This window comes from Microcystis aeruginosa NIES-843 (assembly GCF_000010625.1).
In the GTDB taxonomy this organism is placed as follows: domain Bacteria; phylum Cyanobacteriota; class Cyanobacteriia; order Cyanobacteriales; family Microcystaceae; genus Microcystis; species Microcystis aeruginosa.
In genome coordinates, this window is the sequence record NC_010296.1 from 4,318,696 (window position 1) to 4,333,251 (window position 14,556).

11 protein-coding genes, 1 tRNA gene and 2 pseudogenes are annotated in these 14,556 nt (G+C 39.4%); 5 read left to right on the forward strand and 9 right to left on the reverse strand.

Translation table 11 applies throughout. From position 1 onward, the window contains the following. Window positions 1-368 precede the first annotated feature (368 nt). From MAE_RS20400 to MAE_RS20420, 5 genes are all read left to right on the forward strand, one after another. Complete coding sequence (locus tag MAE_RS20400; RefSeq protein WP_002764591.1) at window positions 369-620, forward strand: UPF0175 family protein; 252 nt, start codon at window positions 369-371, stop codon at window positions 618-620. Beyond that, a complete protein-coding gene (locus MAE_RS20405) occupies window positions 613-1,101 on the forward strand; it encodes a DUF3368 domain-containing protein (protein ID WP_012267242.1) in 489 nt (162 codons plus the stop codon). The genes MAE_RS20400 and MAE_RS20405 overlap by 8 nt, the downstream gene beginning before the upstream one ends. 333 nt (window positions 1,102-1,434) lie before the next feature. After that, window positions 1,435-2,613 carry an AI-2E family transporter gene (locus tag MAE_RS20410; protein WP_012267243.1) on the forward strand — a complete coding sequence of 393 codons (1,179 nt, stop codon included), beginning with the start codon at window positions 1,435-1,437 and terminating at the stop codon, window positions 2,611-2,613. A gap of 1,072 nt (window positions 2,614-3,685) precedes the next feature. Further along, window positions 3,686-4,195 (forward strand): inorganic diphosphatase, encoded by a 510-nt coding sequence (locus MAE_RS20415; RefSeq protein ID WP_004162542.1) that lies wholly within the window; start codon window positions 3,686-3,688, stop codon window positions 4,193-4,195. A gap of 166 nt (window positions 4,196-4,361) precedes the next feature. Then, complete coding sequence (locus MAE_RS20420; RefSeq protein ID WP_012267247.1) at window positions 4,362-5,045, forward strand: N-acetylmannosamine-6-phosphate 2-epimerase; 684 nt, start codon at window positions 4,362-4,364, stop codon at window positions 5,043-5,045. A gap of 317 nt (window positions 5,046-5,362) precedes the next feature. On the opposite strand, the gene MAE_RS20425 is transcribed toward MAE_RS20420, so the two are convergent. From MAE_RS20425 to MAE_RS35850, 9 genes and pseudogenes are all read right to left on the reverse strand, one after another. After that, on the reverse strand, window positions 5,363-6,412 hold the full coding sequence (locus MAE_RS20425; RefSeq protein ID WP_012267248.1) for an aromatic ring-hydroxylating oxygenase subunit alpha: 1,050 nt from the start codon (window positions 6,410-6,412) through the stop codon (window positions 5,363-5,365). A gap of 217 nt (window positions 6,413-6,629) precedes the next feature. Further along, window positions 6,630-7,844: pseudogene (locus MAE_RS20430) on the reverse strand (ISL3 family transposase). A gap of 358 nt (window positions 7,845-8,202) precedes the next feature. Beyond that, on the reverse strand, window positions 8,203-9,273 hold the full coding sequence (locus MAE_RS20435) for a Druantia anti-phage system protein DruA (RefSeq protein WP_002736881.1): 1,071 nt from the start codon (window positions 9,271-9,273) through the stop codon (window positions 8,203-8,205). A gap of 2 nt (window positions 9,274-9,275) precedes the next feature. Continuing rightward, window positions 9,276-11,054, reverse strand: coding sequence for an ATP-binding protein (locus MAE_RS20440; RefSeq protein WP_012267250.1), 1,779 nt, complete (start codon window positions 11,052-11,054; stop codon window positions 9,276-9,278). Between the two features lie 31 nt (window positions 11,055-11,085). Then, entirely contained in the window at window positions 11,086-12,240 is a 1,155-nt protein-coding gene (locus MAE_RS20445) for a DNA double-strand break repair nuclease NurA (protein WP_012267251.1), read from the reverse strand. 166 nt (window positions 12,241-12,406) lie between these two features. After that, window positions 12,407-12,480, reverse strand: a tRNA-Val gene (locus MAE_RS20450). Window positions 12,481-12,526: 46 nt separating this feature from the next. Then, complete coding sequence (gene speB / locus MAE_RS20455; RefSeq protein ID WP_012267252.1) at window positions 12,527-13,426, reverse strand: agmatinase; 900 nt, start codon at window positions 13,424-13,426, stop codon at window positions 12,527-12,529. Window positions 13,427-13,884: 458 nt separating this feature from the next. Then, the gene (locus MAE_RS33865; protein WP_162467769.1) at window positions 13,885-14,025 is read right to left on the reverse strand and encodes a hypothetical protein; all 141 of its coding nucleotides are present in this window, start codon (window positions 14,023-14,025) and stop codon (window positions 13,885-13,887) included. 172 nt (window positions 14,026-14,197) lie between these two features. After that, a pseudogene (locus MAE_RS35850) lies at window positions 14,198-14,386 on the reverse strand (hypothetical protein). Between the last annotated feature and the right edge of the window lie 170 nt (window positions 14,387-14,556).

Consider the following 14,556-nt stretch of genomic DNA (forward strand, 5'->3'; position numbering starts at 1 on the left):
CCACATTTATAAGTGTATCCTAAGAGTGCGATCGCATCGATTCACAGGAGAAGGAGTCTCAAGTATTTTCCCTGTTTTACTCCTTCTCAGGCGAACTATCGTCTTGTATGAAAGATTGTGGCGCAGTATGTTGGATTCGCCTTTGCGTTCTCCCTTGGCTGCGCCTCAACTCGATCGCTAACCCAAATTAAGCACGATTATATTGCCATAAAGCCGAAGAGGCTTGGTCTCCAACCCCTTGAGGACAAGATAGGCTGCACCCGCTCATTCTGTCGGTTGGATGGGGGAAACCCGTTACTGATTCTGCTCACAGAGAAGGACTAATTTTATTGGTGTAGAATAGAGACAATTATTGAGAGAGAAAGAAAATGAGCACTATTTCCCTTGAAATTCCTGAAGAAATCTTAATTAGTCTCAAAGAAACTCCTGAAAATCTATCAAGAGAATTAAAAATATTGGCAGCCGTTAAACTTTTTGAACTTGACAAACTATCTTCAGGACGTGCAGCCCAATTAGCCGGAATGTCACGAGTAGAATTTTTAACTATTTTGGGGCGTTATCAAGTCTCCCCTTTTTCTTTAACGACTGAACAATTGGAACAAGATATTGTCAATGCCTAATCCTCAAGTCATTGTCAACACCTCTCCTCTACTGTACTTACATCAAGTGGGCTATTTGGAATTGCTCCAACGCTTGTATTCTCAAATCTTGACTCCTCCAGCAGTAATCGAAGAATTAGCAATCGGTAAAAATCAAGGAATTGATGTTCCCAATATTCAGGCGATTGAATGGATTTCAATTACTCTGGTTAAATCAGTCAGTCTAATTCCAGCTATTATTGATTTAGGGCAAGGAGAAGCAGAGGTATTAGCTTTGGGATTAGAAAATCCAGATAGTTTACTGATTTTTGATGATCAGTTAGCCCGACGTATTGCCGATTTATATCGCTTGAAATATTCAGGAACGCTTGGTGTTTTAGTTAAAGCGAAGCAGCAGGGCTATCTATCTTCTGTTGCTCCCGTTATTGCTAAGTTACGCCATCAAGGAATGTGGCTAACTGATAAAGTTGTCAATGATGTTCTTCGATTAGCTGGAGAGTAAGTATGCTTAAAAAAAAGGCTCTTCGTTACTTGGTATGGTTCGATAGGGGAGCATAAATCGACTAAATCCTTATCTGGCAAGAGACTTAATTGATTAGTTCGCTCTAGATCAAAAACAATTGACAAAAATCGCCAAATGTCTTTCTCTATAAGAGTTTCATTCCTTATAATCCTGTACGTTGCATAAGACAAACCGAAGAACCATCTGGGTTGTAATAAACCTGCACCTGTCAGCATCCCACACCCCATCTTCCCACTTCCCCCGATTGAGTTAGCGGGTTCGGCTTCGATCTGTCAGAATACAAGTATTGAAACAACCCTTTTAAGAGGCTTCATGGTGGAAGTTAAAGTCGTCCCCCCGAAACGCAATTGGGTTCAGACGTGGTGGCAATCCCTGAATTCCTTATCCCGCTTACTGGTGATTGCTCTAGCTGCACCACTTGTCGTCCTGAATGTCTGGGCATTATCGGCAATTTTTGGCTATTTTGAATCTTTATTTGTTATTTTACTGATAGCGGCCGTTCTATCTTTTCTCTTGGGTTATCCGGTGACTTGGTTGGAACGTCAGGGATTAAAACGGGGTTTAGCTGCGATCGTGGTTTCCCTGATCACGATTTTAATTTTTGTGGCCGTGGGCATAACCCTAGTTCCCTTAGTCTTCACCCAAGCACAGCAATTTGTCAACAGATTGCCAGAATGGTTAGACTCGGGACAGCGCCAACTGATGCAACTAGATACCAAAATCGACACGATGAATCTACCGATTCCGATCAGTTTCGATGGTCTGATCGCTCAGTTTAACAGTCGTTTAGGGGCAGAATTGCAAATTTTAGCGGGAAGAAGCGTTAATTTAGCCCTTAATCTCACCGTTTTTACTGTGGTGCGGGTGCTTGATGTGCTGCTAACCATTATCCTCACCTTTTATCTGCTTCTCCACAGTCCCGATATCTGGAGGAGTATTATCCAATGGTTGCCCAAACCCGTCCAACAACCCTTTTCCCTAACCCTACGCTTAAGTTTTCAGAATTACTTTGTCGGACAGGTGATTTGTGCCACCTGCATGGCCCTGGGATTAGTCACGGCATTTTTATCGATTAAAGTCCCTTTTGGTCTCCTATTCGGTCTGTTGATTGGCACCATGGCTTTAATCCCTTTTGGGGGAACTGTAGGCATTGTCACGGTGACAGCTTTACTAGCTTTGCGCGATATTGGTTTAGCTCTACAAGTTTTAGCCGTGGCTGTAGTGGTGCAGCAAATTGTCGAAAATGGCATTGCTCCCCGGATTTTGGGCAGTGTCACCGGGTTAAATCCCTTTTGGGTGTTGGTCTCGGTCTTGACGGGGGCGCGAGTGGGCGGTTTACTGGGGGTGATTGTCGCGGTTCCCATGGCAGTAATGATCAAGGAAGCTTTGGAGGTGATCCGTCAAGTGACACCAGAGGAGACAAAACACGGGATAATTAAACCCTCTCTCCCCCTAGAATCAGAATCCTCTAGCGAGGTGGTTTCTCGCTGAAGAATGACTGACGGCATGATCTAGGGCGATGTGAGCAGTAATATTGGCCGGGATAAATCGGCAATTTTCTCGCAGGTTCTTGGCTTTTCTCCCTCGATCGAGTTATGATATCCATATTGGTAGATTAACTCCACTTGCCCTGATCGCCGTCCCTGGCGGATGCCTTGCTGGTCTCTGGGGCCTAGCTTATTGGGAGATTAGCTAACCAATTATCTCTAAACTCCGATAATTTTAAGAAAAGGTCAATGTCTATCCCGATAAATAAGCAAAAAATCGATATTTTGGTTAAATAGGCTACATTAACAGCCAGCTTTCTATCGTAAGCTCGAAGTTAAGACATAAAGTCAATATCACCCTCCGATTGCAATGAAAAAATGTTTGGATCGCTTAAGGTTTAAGCCTTTCAGACATTTTTTTTTGTGGATTGATACTAAATCCAGTTATTAAAAACTGATTTAGTATGACATGGACAAAAACCAACAGACCATGATCTGGAGAGATCGTCAAGAAAAGTATCAGAGTGAACTCTTGGAAAAGAATTGGTAAAATATAATTAGTAGGGAGAGTATTGCTGTTAATGTTTCGCTTTTTAACGAGACGTTAACCAAGCTCAAAAGCAAAAAATAGCAGTAATTTGCCAAAAGCTCAAGGCCAATGGCTGACTGCTCTATACATCTCTCGTATTCTTTACTTGTCGAGTTCAACACGACCCCTTTATGGAATCAAGCAACCCGTCAGGGAAGACTTCCGAACCTCCTAGTCATAGGTGGGCCAATTTACTCGGAACCATGATCGCAATTCTGACCCTAACGTTACCCTTGTTAGCGATTGGATATAACTCCACGCCTAACTATACCGAAGAACCCCTTACCGGTAACACATCCTACTCCCTAACGAGGCAAATGAGGTGACAGAATTGAGATAGACGATTGCCAAAATAAAAATTTTTTTCTTCGTCCCGATCCCCCTTATGGGTAAAATTTGGATCGGAGTTGATCAAAGTGTGTTTTAATTTTGCTTGCGCTTTTAGGTGACTCTAAAGGCGCTATTGTCTTGTATTTGGAGAAAGCTTGTGGATTTATCGCGCATTCCTGCCCAACCGAAACCAGGTTTAATTAACGTTTTAGTGGAAATTACCGCCGGCAGTAAGAATAAATACGAGTTTGATAAGGATTTAAACGCCTTTGCTCTCGATCGCGTTCTCTATTCTTCGGTACAATATCCCTGTGATTATGGTTTTGTTCCCAATACCCTCGCCGATGACGGCGATCCTTTAGATGGTATGGTGATCATGGATCAGCCTACTTTCCCCGGCTGTGTGATTACGGCGCGCCCTATTGGTATGTTAGAAATGATCGATGGTGGTGATCGCGATGAAAAAATCCTCTGTGTTCCCGCTAAAGATCCTCGTTATGCTGAGGTAAAATCCCTCAAAGATGTCTCTCCCCATCGCTTGCAGGAAATCGCCGAGTTTTTCAAAACCTATAAGAATCTAGAGAAAAAAGTCACAGAAATTCTCGGTTGGAAAGATGTGGACGCAGTAACCGCTTTAGTTGAACAGTGTATTGCTGCTTATAAGTAAGGTTTGCGGCAAAAAGTTTGTTGGTGGGGTTAGTTATCAGTTATCAGTTATCAGTTATCAGTTATCAGATGTGAGTTTTCAGTTCACTGATTACTGTTTACTGTTTACTGATCACTGAAAAAAGCTTCTCCCTACACCCCACACCCCACACCCCACACCCCAATTTATGCGAATAGAAACCTTAAAATCGGGTTTAATCGTCTCCTGTCAAGCGCCAGTGGAGTCATCTCTGCACGATCCTGTAATTATTGCCGCCATGGCTCATGCTTGCGTGGATAGGGGTGCTTGTGGGGTAAGAATTGATAGTCCCGCTCATCTGAAAGCCACCCGTCAACAATTGCCGGATATACCGATAATTGGACTCTGGAAACGCAATTATCCCGATTGTTCGGTATATATTACTCCCAAATATCAAGATGCTCTCGCCATTGCCGATGCGGGTGCCGATATAATTGCCTTGGATGCTACCCCCAGAAAGCGTCCTAATGATGAAAATTTAGCCACAATTATCGATCGTATTCATCAGGAAACTGGTAAATTAGTCATGGCAGATATAGACTCGATCGAAAGTGCTATTTATGCCGTGGCAGCTGGTGCTGATATTGTCGGTACAACTCTTTACGGTTACACAGAAGCAACTAAAAATCTGCCACCGCCGAGTTTTTCTTTCCTAGAAGAATTAGTTAATAAGTTGTCAGTTCCTGTTATCTGTGAAGGAGGAATATCGACTCCAACAGAAGCAAAAAAAGCCCTAGAAGTTGGTGCATATTCGGTAGTTGTTGGCACGGCAATTACAGGGATTGATTTAAAAACTACCGCTTTTTTACAAGGAATTTTATCAAAAGATTAATGGGAGGGAAAAAACCAAAAAGTTTCGCCGCACCTCCTAAAATAGCGACAACCAAAGCGATTAAAATCCGCCGGTTTGTGAATTGCTGATAGGCAATCCCTGCGGTCAATCCGTTAACTTTTTCGTCACTACAATGGATAAACCCGTTAACTTTTCTTAACGTAACCATGTTTATTGTAATACTAAATCCGTTGAGTATAGGTAACATATGAGGAGAGGCAAAAGACAATAGGCACTCATGCAAAACGGAGAGTAAATAATCAGTTTTTAATAACCAGACTTAGTATAATATGTCTTAGTAATAAAATCATCAAATTCTAACTGCGCCACCGTAAAATTTGTGCTTTAATGGGGTTGACAAAATCCCGTTTTTCTGCTTGAGATTTTTCGTATTCCTGCTTGAGGCGATAATACCATTTGGCCTGGGTATCGGCATCATCAATTAACATCAAAGCTGGATGATAACTAAGTCCTTCCTGTTGTTTAATCACCACATCGCGATCCTGTTTGAGGAATTGTAGAGTTAAATAACGCAAAAGAGGGGTTAAAAATGCCAACCAAGGAATCGTATAGTATAAACTTTGATGGACTTCGCAGTGATTTTCATCGATGGGAGTAATTGCTGTAAAAGCACAGGCCAAATAGCGATCACCTCGTAGTATTTCTGTACGCACCGAGGGCAATTCAAAAACAATTTCAATCGATACTTTACTACCCAAAATTTTATAAGGTTTCGCACTTACTGGCATATCATAGGGGGCAAGACGAAAACCGAGGGGAACAGGTTCGTATTGTTTTTCTTTGACCCGAAATTGGCGCGGACCGCTGCGCCACCACCAAGAAGTATGAACGTAGGGACCGTGGGCCGGATCCATCAATCCCACCACTGCATGGTCAATATTGCAGTCAAAAGTGATAGTTTCGGCTACTTTGGGGGTAAGTTTGCCAAAATCGGCAATAGTCGGCACAGGGGGCAGATTTTCTCGATTAATTTCTCTTTTTGAGTCTGCCGGAATAAACACCCAGATATGACCTTGTATTTCACGACAGGGATAACTGGTGACACAAATTCTGCTAATATCAAGGCGATCGTGTTCAGTTAATGAGGGGATTTCAGAACAAACGCCATCGCTAGTATTAAATTTCCAGCCATGATAGCAACAGTATACCCCATCCCCTTCAATCCAGCCATGGTGCAGCGGAATGCCACGATGGGGGCAAATATCCCGCAATGCGAACACTTCTCCATCCTCTCTCCTGCCAACAACAATCGGTTCACCTAGCATTTTTTTGGCCATTAGCTGACCGGGTTTAAGTTTATTTGCCGGTGTGGCCACATACCAAAAGTCGCGCAGTAAGCTAGTCATAGGATTTGTCTGGAGAGCTTCGATCGTTCATCCTATCATCAGAAATGAAGATTATGAGACTGGAAGCATAACTTTGCAGTAATTAGGAGGATGAGATTGCAGTAGGCAAGGCTGAAACCCCTATTCTCTCGTTGACGAAACTCTACTCCTCATCAATGGAAACATAACGCTTCAGTGAGTCCAGAAAATTTGGCTCTTCGTTACCCTTTATGCTAAATCAACATACAAGATGCCAAGATAACATACTTCTAACCCAAAAATTCCGAAAGTTTCTAAAGCCATAGCCTCTCCGTTTTATTAGTTTAAGTTTATTGTTGATTCCCTCGACCACCCCATTCGTTGTCCTTCGCTCGAAATAACTAATGATTTCTCCAAACCAGTTTCGGATTGTTTGACAACTCTTGGTAAAAACACTGGAGGATTTTGCCAACCATTCCGAGATGGATAGCAGTCCCTCTGTCGGATTCTTTGAGGTTTCATAAATCTTTCTGAATTCTTCCTTTAATTTCTGCATCTTTTTCAAATTTGGGAATTTTTCTTTGATAGCTTCTAGTTTAATTTTTTGGGGTTCCGTTAAATCTTCTTCATTTTTTAACAGGCTATATTTACTTCGCTTTAAAACTTCTAGCTTCGCTTCTTTTTCCGCTTTCTGTTTTTTATTTTTCTGCGCTTCTACGGCTCTTTTTTCCGCTCTTCTCTGTTCGTCTAACTCTTGATTAATTTGTTTCATTACATGGAATCTATCGGCGACTACCTCGGCCGATGGCATCAATTCTTTCACCAAATTTTTATAGGGCAACCAAAGGTCTATGCTCACTTCTTCAATTTGCTCTAACACCTCTTTTCCCCACCCAGTAAGCGTTTCCCTCAACTCTTCTTGTGTTCGCTTCTCTAGAATAGCTATTAGTTTTCCCGTATCTAAATTTACTAAAACCGCACAGTAATTTTTTTGTCCTTTGACTAGAGCGATTTCATCAATTCCTAGCCTTTTTAATTTCGATAAATCTGGCTCTGTAATTTCTTCGGCGATGTCCTCTACCATTCTTTGAATCTCTTCTTCCGTTACGTTATTTCTTCGGCTAACATTTAAAATATCTCCTTCTTTTAATTGTTCGAGTATATTCTCGGCTAGTCTTTTCGTATAGGTTCGTTTCTTGGCGACAAAATCTAACTCTTCGCTAAAGGGTCTCTGACAATTACCGCACTTAAATTGACGACGATTAACCTGTAGGTACACTGGTTGTCCTGAGATTGGTAAATCTTTGACTAAATGTCGATGATTTTGGTGGAGTTTATCGCTCTCTAACCCACAACGAGGACAGGTTGCTTTTTTATTTTTCGATTCGACTGGTCAAACTATACCGATATTTTCTAGGTGTCGATAGCCTTGAATACAGGTTCCTTCTAGGTTCAAAAATTTGTCAAGTATCATAAGTAAAATAATCTCGTTTTTGGCTATTATATCAAATCTTAACTCGATTGTCTATCTTTTGGTATTAACCTGTTTGTGCCTTAAGTCCTTCCCTGTATGGATTTCAGCTACTTTTGAGCGTAGGCGCTCTCATCGAATTTTATTTTAAGTTAATTATTTGCATAACAATTCCCGAAGAGCCGAAAATTTGATGACCTTTCCTGCTGGAATTTTACAAAAGTTTACTTAAAATGATTCAGTTCTGTCTAATTATAGCGTTTCCTGTTCGCAAGAGGTACATTATCGATATTGAAAAGCTTAATCAGCAAAGGTTTAACTGTGCCACACAGGTATGAGAAACGCTATATAATCTGTTTGATTAATCTAAACTTTTCGTTTTCCTTAGATTTTCCTCTAATTTATCTAAACGTGGGATAATCCATTGATTTTTCCAGTATTTAATCAGTTGATTACGATCTAAAATCTTCCATTGTAGTTGATTGGATTCTCCTAATAAATACTCTTGCCAATTCTCAGCTAGTGGACAACTATAATATCCTCTTTGCCAACCAATACTTAGCATATCTTCTGAAAATCCTAGTTCTCTTAGTCCTTTTTTTAAAACTCTTAGTTTCCAATTTGGACCTTGACCAAATTTATAAGTATCAAAAATGGTTTCTGGAACGACTTGTTTAATTAATTCCCAACTTCCGTTAGCCGTTATATGTAAATGGCTTTGACCTTTTGTATAACCTATAAATTTCCAGTTCATTAAACGGTTATATATTGCTGATTTTCCAAATGCTCCTAAAGTATCTATATAAACTAAATCAGCTTGTTTATTTTGTCCAGAAATAATGGATACTCTATTGTTATACTTTTCATAGAAGTGCTTTCTAACTTCAGGGAACATCAAACATAAAGCAATTAATTTACTGCTGAGAACTAGATTATAAGGAGGTACAGCACCTAAAATATAAGCAGTCATACAATTATATAATCTCTCTAGCTTTTGATCTTTTGTCCAAGTGATATACTGATCTCTAACTCCTAAACCAATAATTGGATCACTGAGTCCAAAAATACCAATTAATTTATTATTTTGTTCATCAAAAACTAAAAAACGTATTCTTCTACCATAACCAGTTGTAACAGGGATTGACCAAAAAGAAGTAGCATAAGTCCAAAGTTCTCTTTGTTTCTGGGTGTTCACAACTTCTAAGTAAGGATTGATTTTAAGAATATTTATTTCTTCAGGTTTAGCTAAACAATTTTTAAATTCCTCCTCATATTTTAAACCTTTTGAGTTCGTATGTTGAGCTAATCGATTTTGCATAAATCGTAAATCATCAACTATTAACTTTTGAGAGTCAAAATCCCATTCAACTCCATATTCAGATAACTTTGATAACAATTGATCTCGAACGTGATCTTTTTGGTGTTTTTTCATGTTTAAAAATGGAACTCATCCGAGGATTGAAGATTATTAGCATTTTGAAATTGACTGAATTCTGTAAACATCTGAACAAATAAAGGAGAACCCGTAAAAGACAAAGGGGAAACCGGACCGAGAAACATAAACGGATATTGTTTATTACTTTGAGGGTCAACAAATGATTTGTATAAGCTTAAAGCCTGTTTATCACTTACTAATTCTTCAATTTGTCTGTATTCACTACCAGAAGTTAAACCATATCCAAAAGCGTAAAGTCTTAATTGACCGACAATTTCTTTATGTAAAGATGCAATTGTTTGAGTAATAAACATATAACCCAAGCCGTATTTTCTTGTGGTTCTTACACCATCTACAAATGTTCTTGTTAGGTTGGACATTTCACTATTATCATCATTACCAAAAGAGGATTTAACAAAGCGATGAGCTTCATCAAGACAAATTAAACAGTTTAATTTTTTATCCTCTTTAAAGGCATTTTCTCCCGCTACTTTTAAAATTGTGCTAATCTCTTTAAGAATCAGTGCTTTGATTTCCTCATTATCTGCGAAAGTTGTACCCTCACCCTTAATATCTAAAAATACAATAGGCTTTTGCTCATCACTAGCAGATTTTTGAACAATATGCCACAATGAGCTTCTATGATTACCTTGACTATCATTTTCAAGAAATAAATCTAATACAGGTTGCCAAATTTCTTGTTGAACTCTTTTAAATTCCCTTTCATTATCTATAAGCTCTTTAAGAGTATCTTGTAAACGCTGTCTTGGCTGAGAACTAGCATAGATCCTTTGTAGAGCATTATTATCTTGTATTAATGACTGTAAGACATTTAATAATAAGTCATCACCACCATTTTTTAGCTCTACTTTTTGATGGGATAAAATATCTCTAATAATTCGAGATACTTCATCAGAAGCATAGTCTTGATTTTCTTTACCTCTAACTCCAATATTTCTATAAAACTCTGTTTTTAGTAAAAGAGAGCAAAATAAATTTACAGCATTATTTTTAGTTCCTAATCTAATTTGATTAGTTAAACGATAAACTTCAACTTTTCTACCTAACTTTCGGAGCGAGTCATGCAGTTTAAAGGGCAAATCTGTCTCACTTGCAAATTGATTTTGAGGATCTATGAAAATGATGCCCATATTTTTGTGTCTAGCATAACCCAGAAGCATATAAGCGGCTAAACCAGACTTACCAGAGCCACTTTTTCCAAAAACTCCGATATGATAAGCTTCTCCTGCTCCTCCTTCTCCTCTATCAAAATGTTTTAACCAAAGAGGCATTTTAACATCAGTAGCATAAGCATTACCTAAGTAAATAATTTGATTTTTGTATTGCTCTAAAAGCTTATCTAAAATTTCATCTCGAACTGAAATAATAGGCGTACCCGTTGCCGGGGAAGTTCCTAACGTTCCTGCGGTGATTTTTCCATCTGGCGCAATACTAAAACAAGCCTGAACGTTTAATTTAGCTGTTCTCACATCTGCTTTTTCACTAAGATGAGGAAGTGAACCTCTACGCTTAATAATACCTCTAAAGGTTAAATCTTCATGCCAGCGATTTTGAGTTTCTATCTCACTAATTTGTCCGATAACCACTAAATTTTCTTGATCTTGCGGTTGAACCAGACAGACTAACTGCCCTAAATTTCTCTTTTTCTCACTTTTTTGATTAATATCTATAATAATTTCTGTCGTGTTACTCGGTGAACCAACGCTACCGATGTTAAATTGATCTGAGTGATTGTTGAGTTTGTCAAGTAAATCCATTGTCTTTTTCCTGTAATTTGATGAAGATTGATTAAGTTCTGTAAGATTGGGTCAACAATTGGAGAAAGTCAGGGTTATCACTAAATTGATATTGTACCACGGCTCTTAACGCTTCTAAACCATCACTAATACTTTTAGCCATCAGATCCGCTAAATATTGAGGATAAGGTTCTTTGATCTCTGTTGAAACAACTTGTTCTTTGATAGCTTTTAATACTTTGGCTAATTCAATTTCTGTATTAGCACAGCTTTCTTTCATTTCTATCCTATAAGCTGGCGACCATTGATAAGGTTTATAATAAGTAAAATATACTTTTCGGCTTTTAGGCAAAATAATAGCTTGGTTTAAGTCCTCTTTTATCTTGTCTCGCTTACCTTGAAAATCAAATTTACCTGAAACTGAAATATATAAATCGTTCCAAACTCGCTCTGTTTTTGTGGTTTGACCCACAGGTAACGGTTTAGTAAATTCACCGGCATTTAAAATTAATGTCATGCTGGTTTTATCGTCAAGCTTGAGGTCAAAGTTTTTTAAAACACTTAAGCCAATTTCTTGAGAAGAATCATATTTAACCATATATACTATATTGGGATTGGTCATCGCTTTTTTAAGAGAATCTATCAAGCTAAACCTATTAATGATATCCCATGTAGCTTGTTGAAAATGCGGTTCATCCAACGTTGACATACTGGTTAAGCTGTTAATTCCGATAACTGGTGTTTGATGAGAACCATCGGCAATAATCACATCATGTGGTGTTTGACTAATAACTAATAATTCTAAAGCTGTCATCGCTCCTCTAGTCACTTTAGGATTACTCTCAGAACTGTGCGGGAGAACATCTTGCCAATTTTTGTATTGAACTGAACCCCATTTTCGCTGATCTTCTCTAACTAATCCTTCAACACCAACACCAACTGCAATTAAAGTATCAGCACCAATAGATTTTTCAATAGCTTGTCCACCGTCAACCGCTGCAACAGAAGGAATAGGTGGGTTTTCTAAATCGTCAACTCTACAAATTAAATCATTATCATCTAAGATTTGATGCAGGGTTTTTCTTTGTTGTTGTAATTCATTGAAAAGTGGCTTGATTTTTTCTGCTATTTTAGGAGCATCTTCCAGAATGTCTTCTAGTAATTCATCTGGCAAGTTAGCATAGTTATCATTTTTATTGTTAGTCATGTTTAGAAAATCATAAAAAAATAATCTAAAGGCCAGAAAATCACGGGCTTGATATTTTTAGCTCACGACAGAGCGTTTTGTCTGACATACCGTAAATTTACCGAACATCAAGCCAGCTTGTCAGGTTTAGCTTTTGCCCGTTGCTGAAAGCTATCAAAATTAACTATGGACGTAACTGGATTCGAACCAGTGACCCCATCGATGTCAACGATGTACTCTAACCAACTGAGCTATACGTCCGCACGGATCGCTATTATAACACGATTGCTCCTAATTAGGCAAGCCCCTAGGCAGTAAATTGATAGCCAATTAACTTATAAATTAACTTGGCAGTGGTAAATTCCGAGACCACCGAATCACTAATCGGGGCCAATTCCATCACATCGCAGCCAATCACCTGATGAGTTTGGAAAAGACGACGGAGAAAGCCTAGGGTTTGATGCCAACTTAACCCCCCCGGTTCAGGTGTTCCCACCCCCGGAATTAAAGCCGGATCTATGCCATCCACGTCTATGGTTAAAAATACCTTCTCGGTGCTAATTTTGGCGATCGCTTTTTCGATCCAATTCGGATCACCGGCGATATCTCGATCCCAAACCACGGGAATCTGTTGTTTAGCAATTAATTCGGCTTCTTCCCGACAAATAGCCCGAATTCCCACGGGTAAGGTCGGTAAACCCATTTCTAACACCCGACGCATCACACAGGCGTGGTTATGGTGCGATCCTTCGTACTCAAAACGCATATCGCCATGGGCATCAATTTGAACCACCGTAAAAGGTTCCGATAAAGCCTGTCGGTAAGCTTGTACTACTCCCGTAGTGATAGCGTGTTCACCCCCGACGGCGACGACAAATTTATCATCGGCAATTAAACGAGAAACTGTAGCTGTGGTGACGGCTAACATCTCCTCGGCGGACAATTGCGGTTGTTGACGGGTATCGGCGATCGCATCATGGGTATAGATGCCCACTTCTAAACAGGTTTCCCTCTTAAGTTCCTCATCATAGGCTTCCAATTGTTGGGAAGCGGTAATCACCGCCGCCGGTCCAGTTTCACAACCCTTGCGATAGGTGGTGGTGGCCTCGTAGGGAATCGGCAGGATCACGGCCTTAGCTGTGGCGTAAGTGGCGATCGCTTCACTCCCTAAAAATTGTTCGCTACCGGTGGCGCAAGACAATAACATGGGCAAGTCACAGAAAATTTTAGTCCAACTTTCCATTATAAATATTTTGACTATTTTTGTCTATCTCAACTGACCCCAAACATATCTACTGTAATAGCAAAAAACCCTGATCCATCAATGGATACATCCCTTAACTTTTCTTGGTGTACCCGTGTTTATGGTAATATTTATCAATCGACAGGGAGGGAGCATATTTGCTGAAACCGAGTTAGATTTATGGGGAGTTTCCTTGATTTCTACCAGGTAAGAGGGCATCAGAAATTCTCTTAATCCCTCCCAAAGCACAGGTTATGGCCTTTTGTCAAGGGGGAAGTTCAGATCTTAATTGAAAATATAAGTAGAGATTAGCGATCGCTAAATTGGAAGCCATGAGTAAATTTACTTTATATTATGACTGCGATGGTAGTTTAAAAACTCTTGAACTGCCTTTAATCCTTGTCAATTCTCTCTGCATAGCTTCAAATACTTGACATTTTTAGTATATTTGAATGGTTCTTCGTTACTTGGTATGGTTCGATCAGGGGGCAGAAATCGGCTAAATCCTTATCTGGCAAGGGACTTAATTGATTAGCTCGTTCTAGATTGAAAACAATTGGCAAAAATCGCAGCCATGTCTTTCTATATAAGGGTTTCACCCCTTATAACTCCCGTCCATTGCATAACACAAACCGAAGAACCATTTGAATTACTCATTAGGGATAACTATCTGACATTAAACAGGAATCTTGACTCTTCTGGTTTCTGTGTGGAAACGAGGTCTATACTGATAGTCTATGCCGCAAAATAGTCCTGGCTCTTCGTTACTTGGTATGGTTCGATAGGGGGGCATAAATTGACTAAATCCTTATCTGGCAAAAGACTTAATTGATGAGTTCGCTTTAGATCAAAAACAATTGACAAAAATCGCTAAACGCCTTTCTATATAAGGGTTCCATCCCTTATAACCCCCGTCCATTGCATAACAATTACCGAAGAGCCATAGTCCTAAAAGTCTTGCCTGATAAGTATTTCACGATTTCATAAGCAAAAATTATCACACAAAGTCGAGAAGATCCGAATCTTCTTTACATTATGTTATTGAAGGGTTTCATTTGGGAATGATATAATTGCACGGAGAGATTACAAGTTCA

Bases quoted from the DNA above. Each gene is read 5' to 3' on its own strand.
- speB (WP_012267252.1), bottom strand. From the start codon at position 13,426: ATGTTATTGTCTTGCGCCACCGGTAGCGAACAATTTTTAGGGAGTGAA.
- MAE_RS20425 (WP_012267248.1), bottom strand. From the start codon at position 6,412: ATGACTAGCTTACTGCGCGACTTTTGGTATGTGGCCACACCGGCAAAT.
- MAE_RS20420 (WP_012267247.1), top strand. From the start codon at position 4,362: ATGCGAATAGAAACCTTAAAATCGGGTTTAATCGTCTCCTGTCAAGCG.
- MAE_RS20445 (WP_012267251.1), bottom strand. From the start codon at position 12,240: ATGACTAACAATAAAAATGATAACTATGCTAACTTGCCAGATGAATTA.
- MAE_RS20440 (WP_012267250.1), bottom strand. From the start codon at position 11,054: ATGGATTTACTTGACAAACTCAACAATCACTCAGATCAATTTAACATC.
- MAE_RS20410 (WP_012267243.1), top strand. From the start codon at position 1,435: ATGGTGGAAGTTAAAGTCGTCCCCCCGAAACGCAATTGGGTTCAGACG.
- MAE_RS20435 (WP_002736881.1), bottom strand. From the start codon at position 9,273: ATGAAAAAACACCAAAAAGATCACGTTCGAGATCAATTGTTATCAAAG.
- MAE_RS20400 (WP_002764591.1), top strand. From the start codon at position 369: ATGAGCACTATTTCCCTTGAAATTCCTGAAGAAATCTTAATTAGTCTC.
- MAE_RS20405 (WP_012267242.1), top strand. From the start codon at position 613: ATGCCTAATCCTCAAGTCATTGTCAACACCTCTCCTCTACTGTACTTA.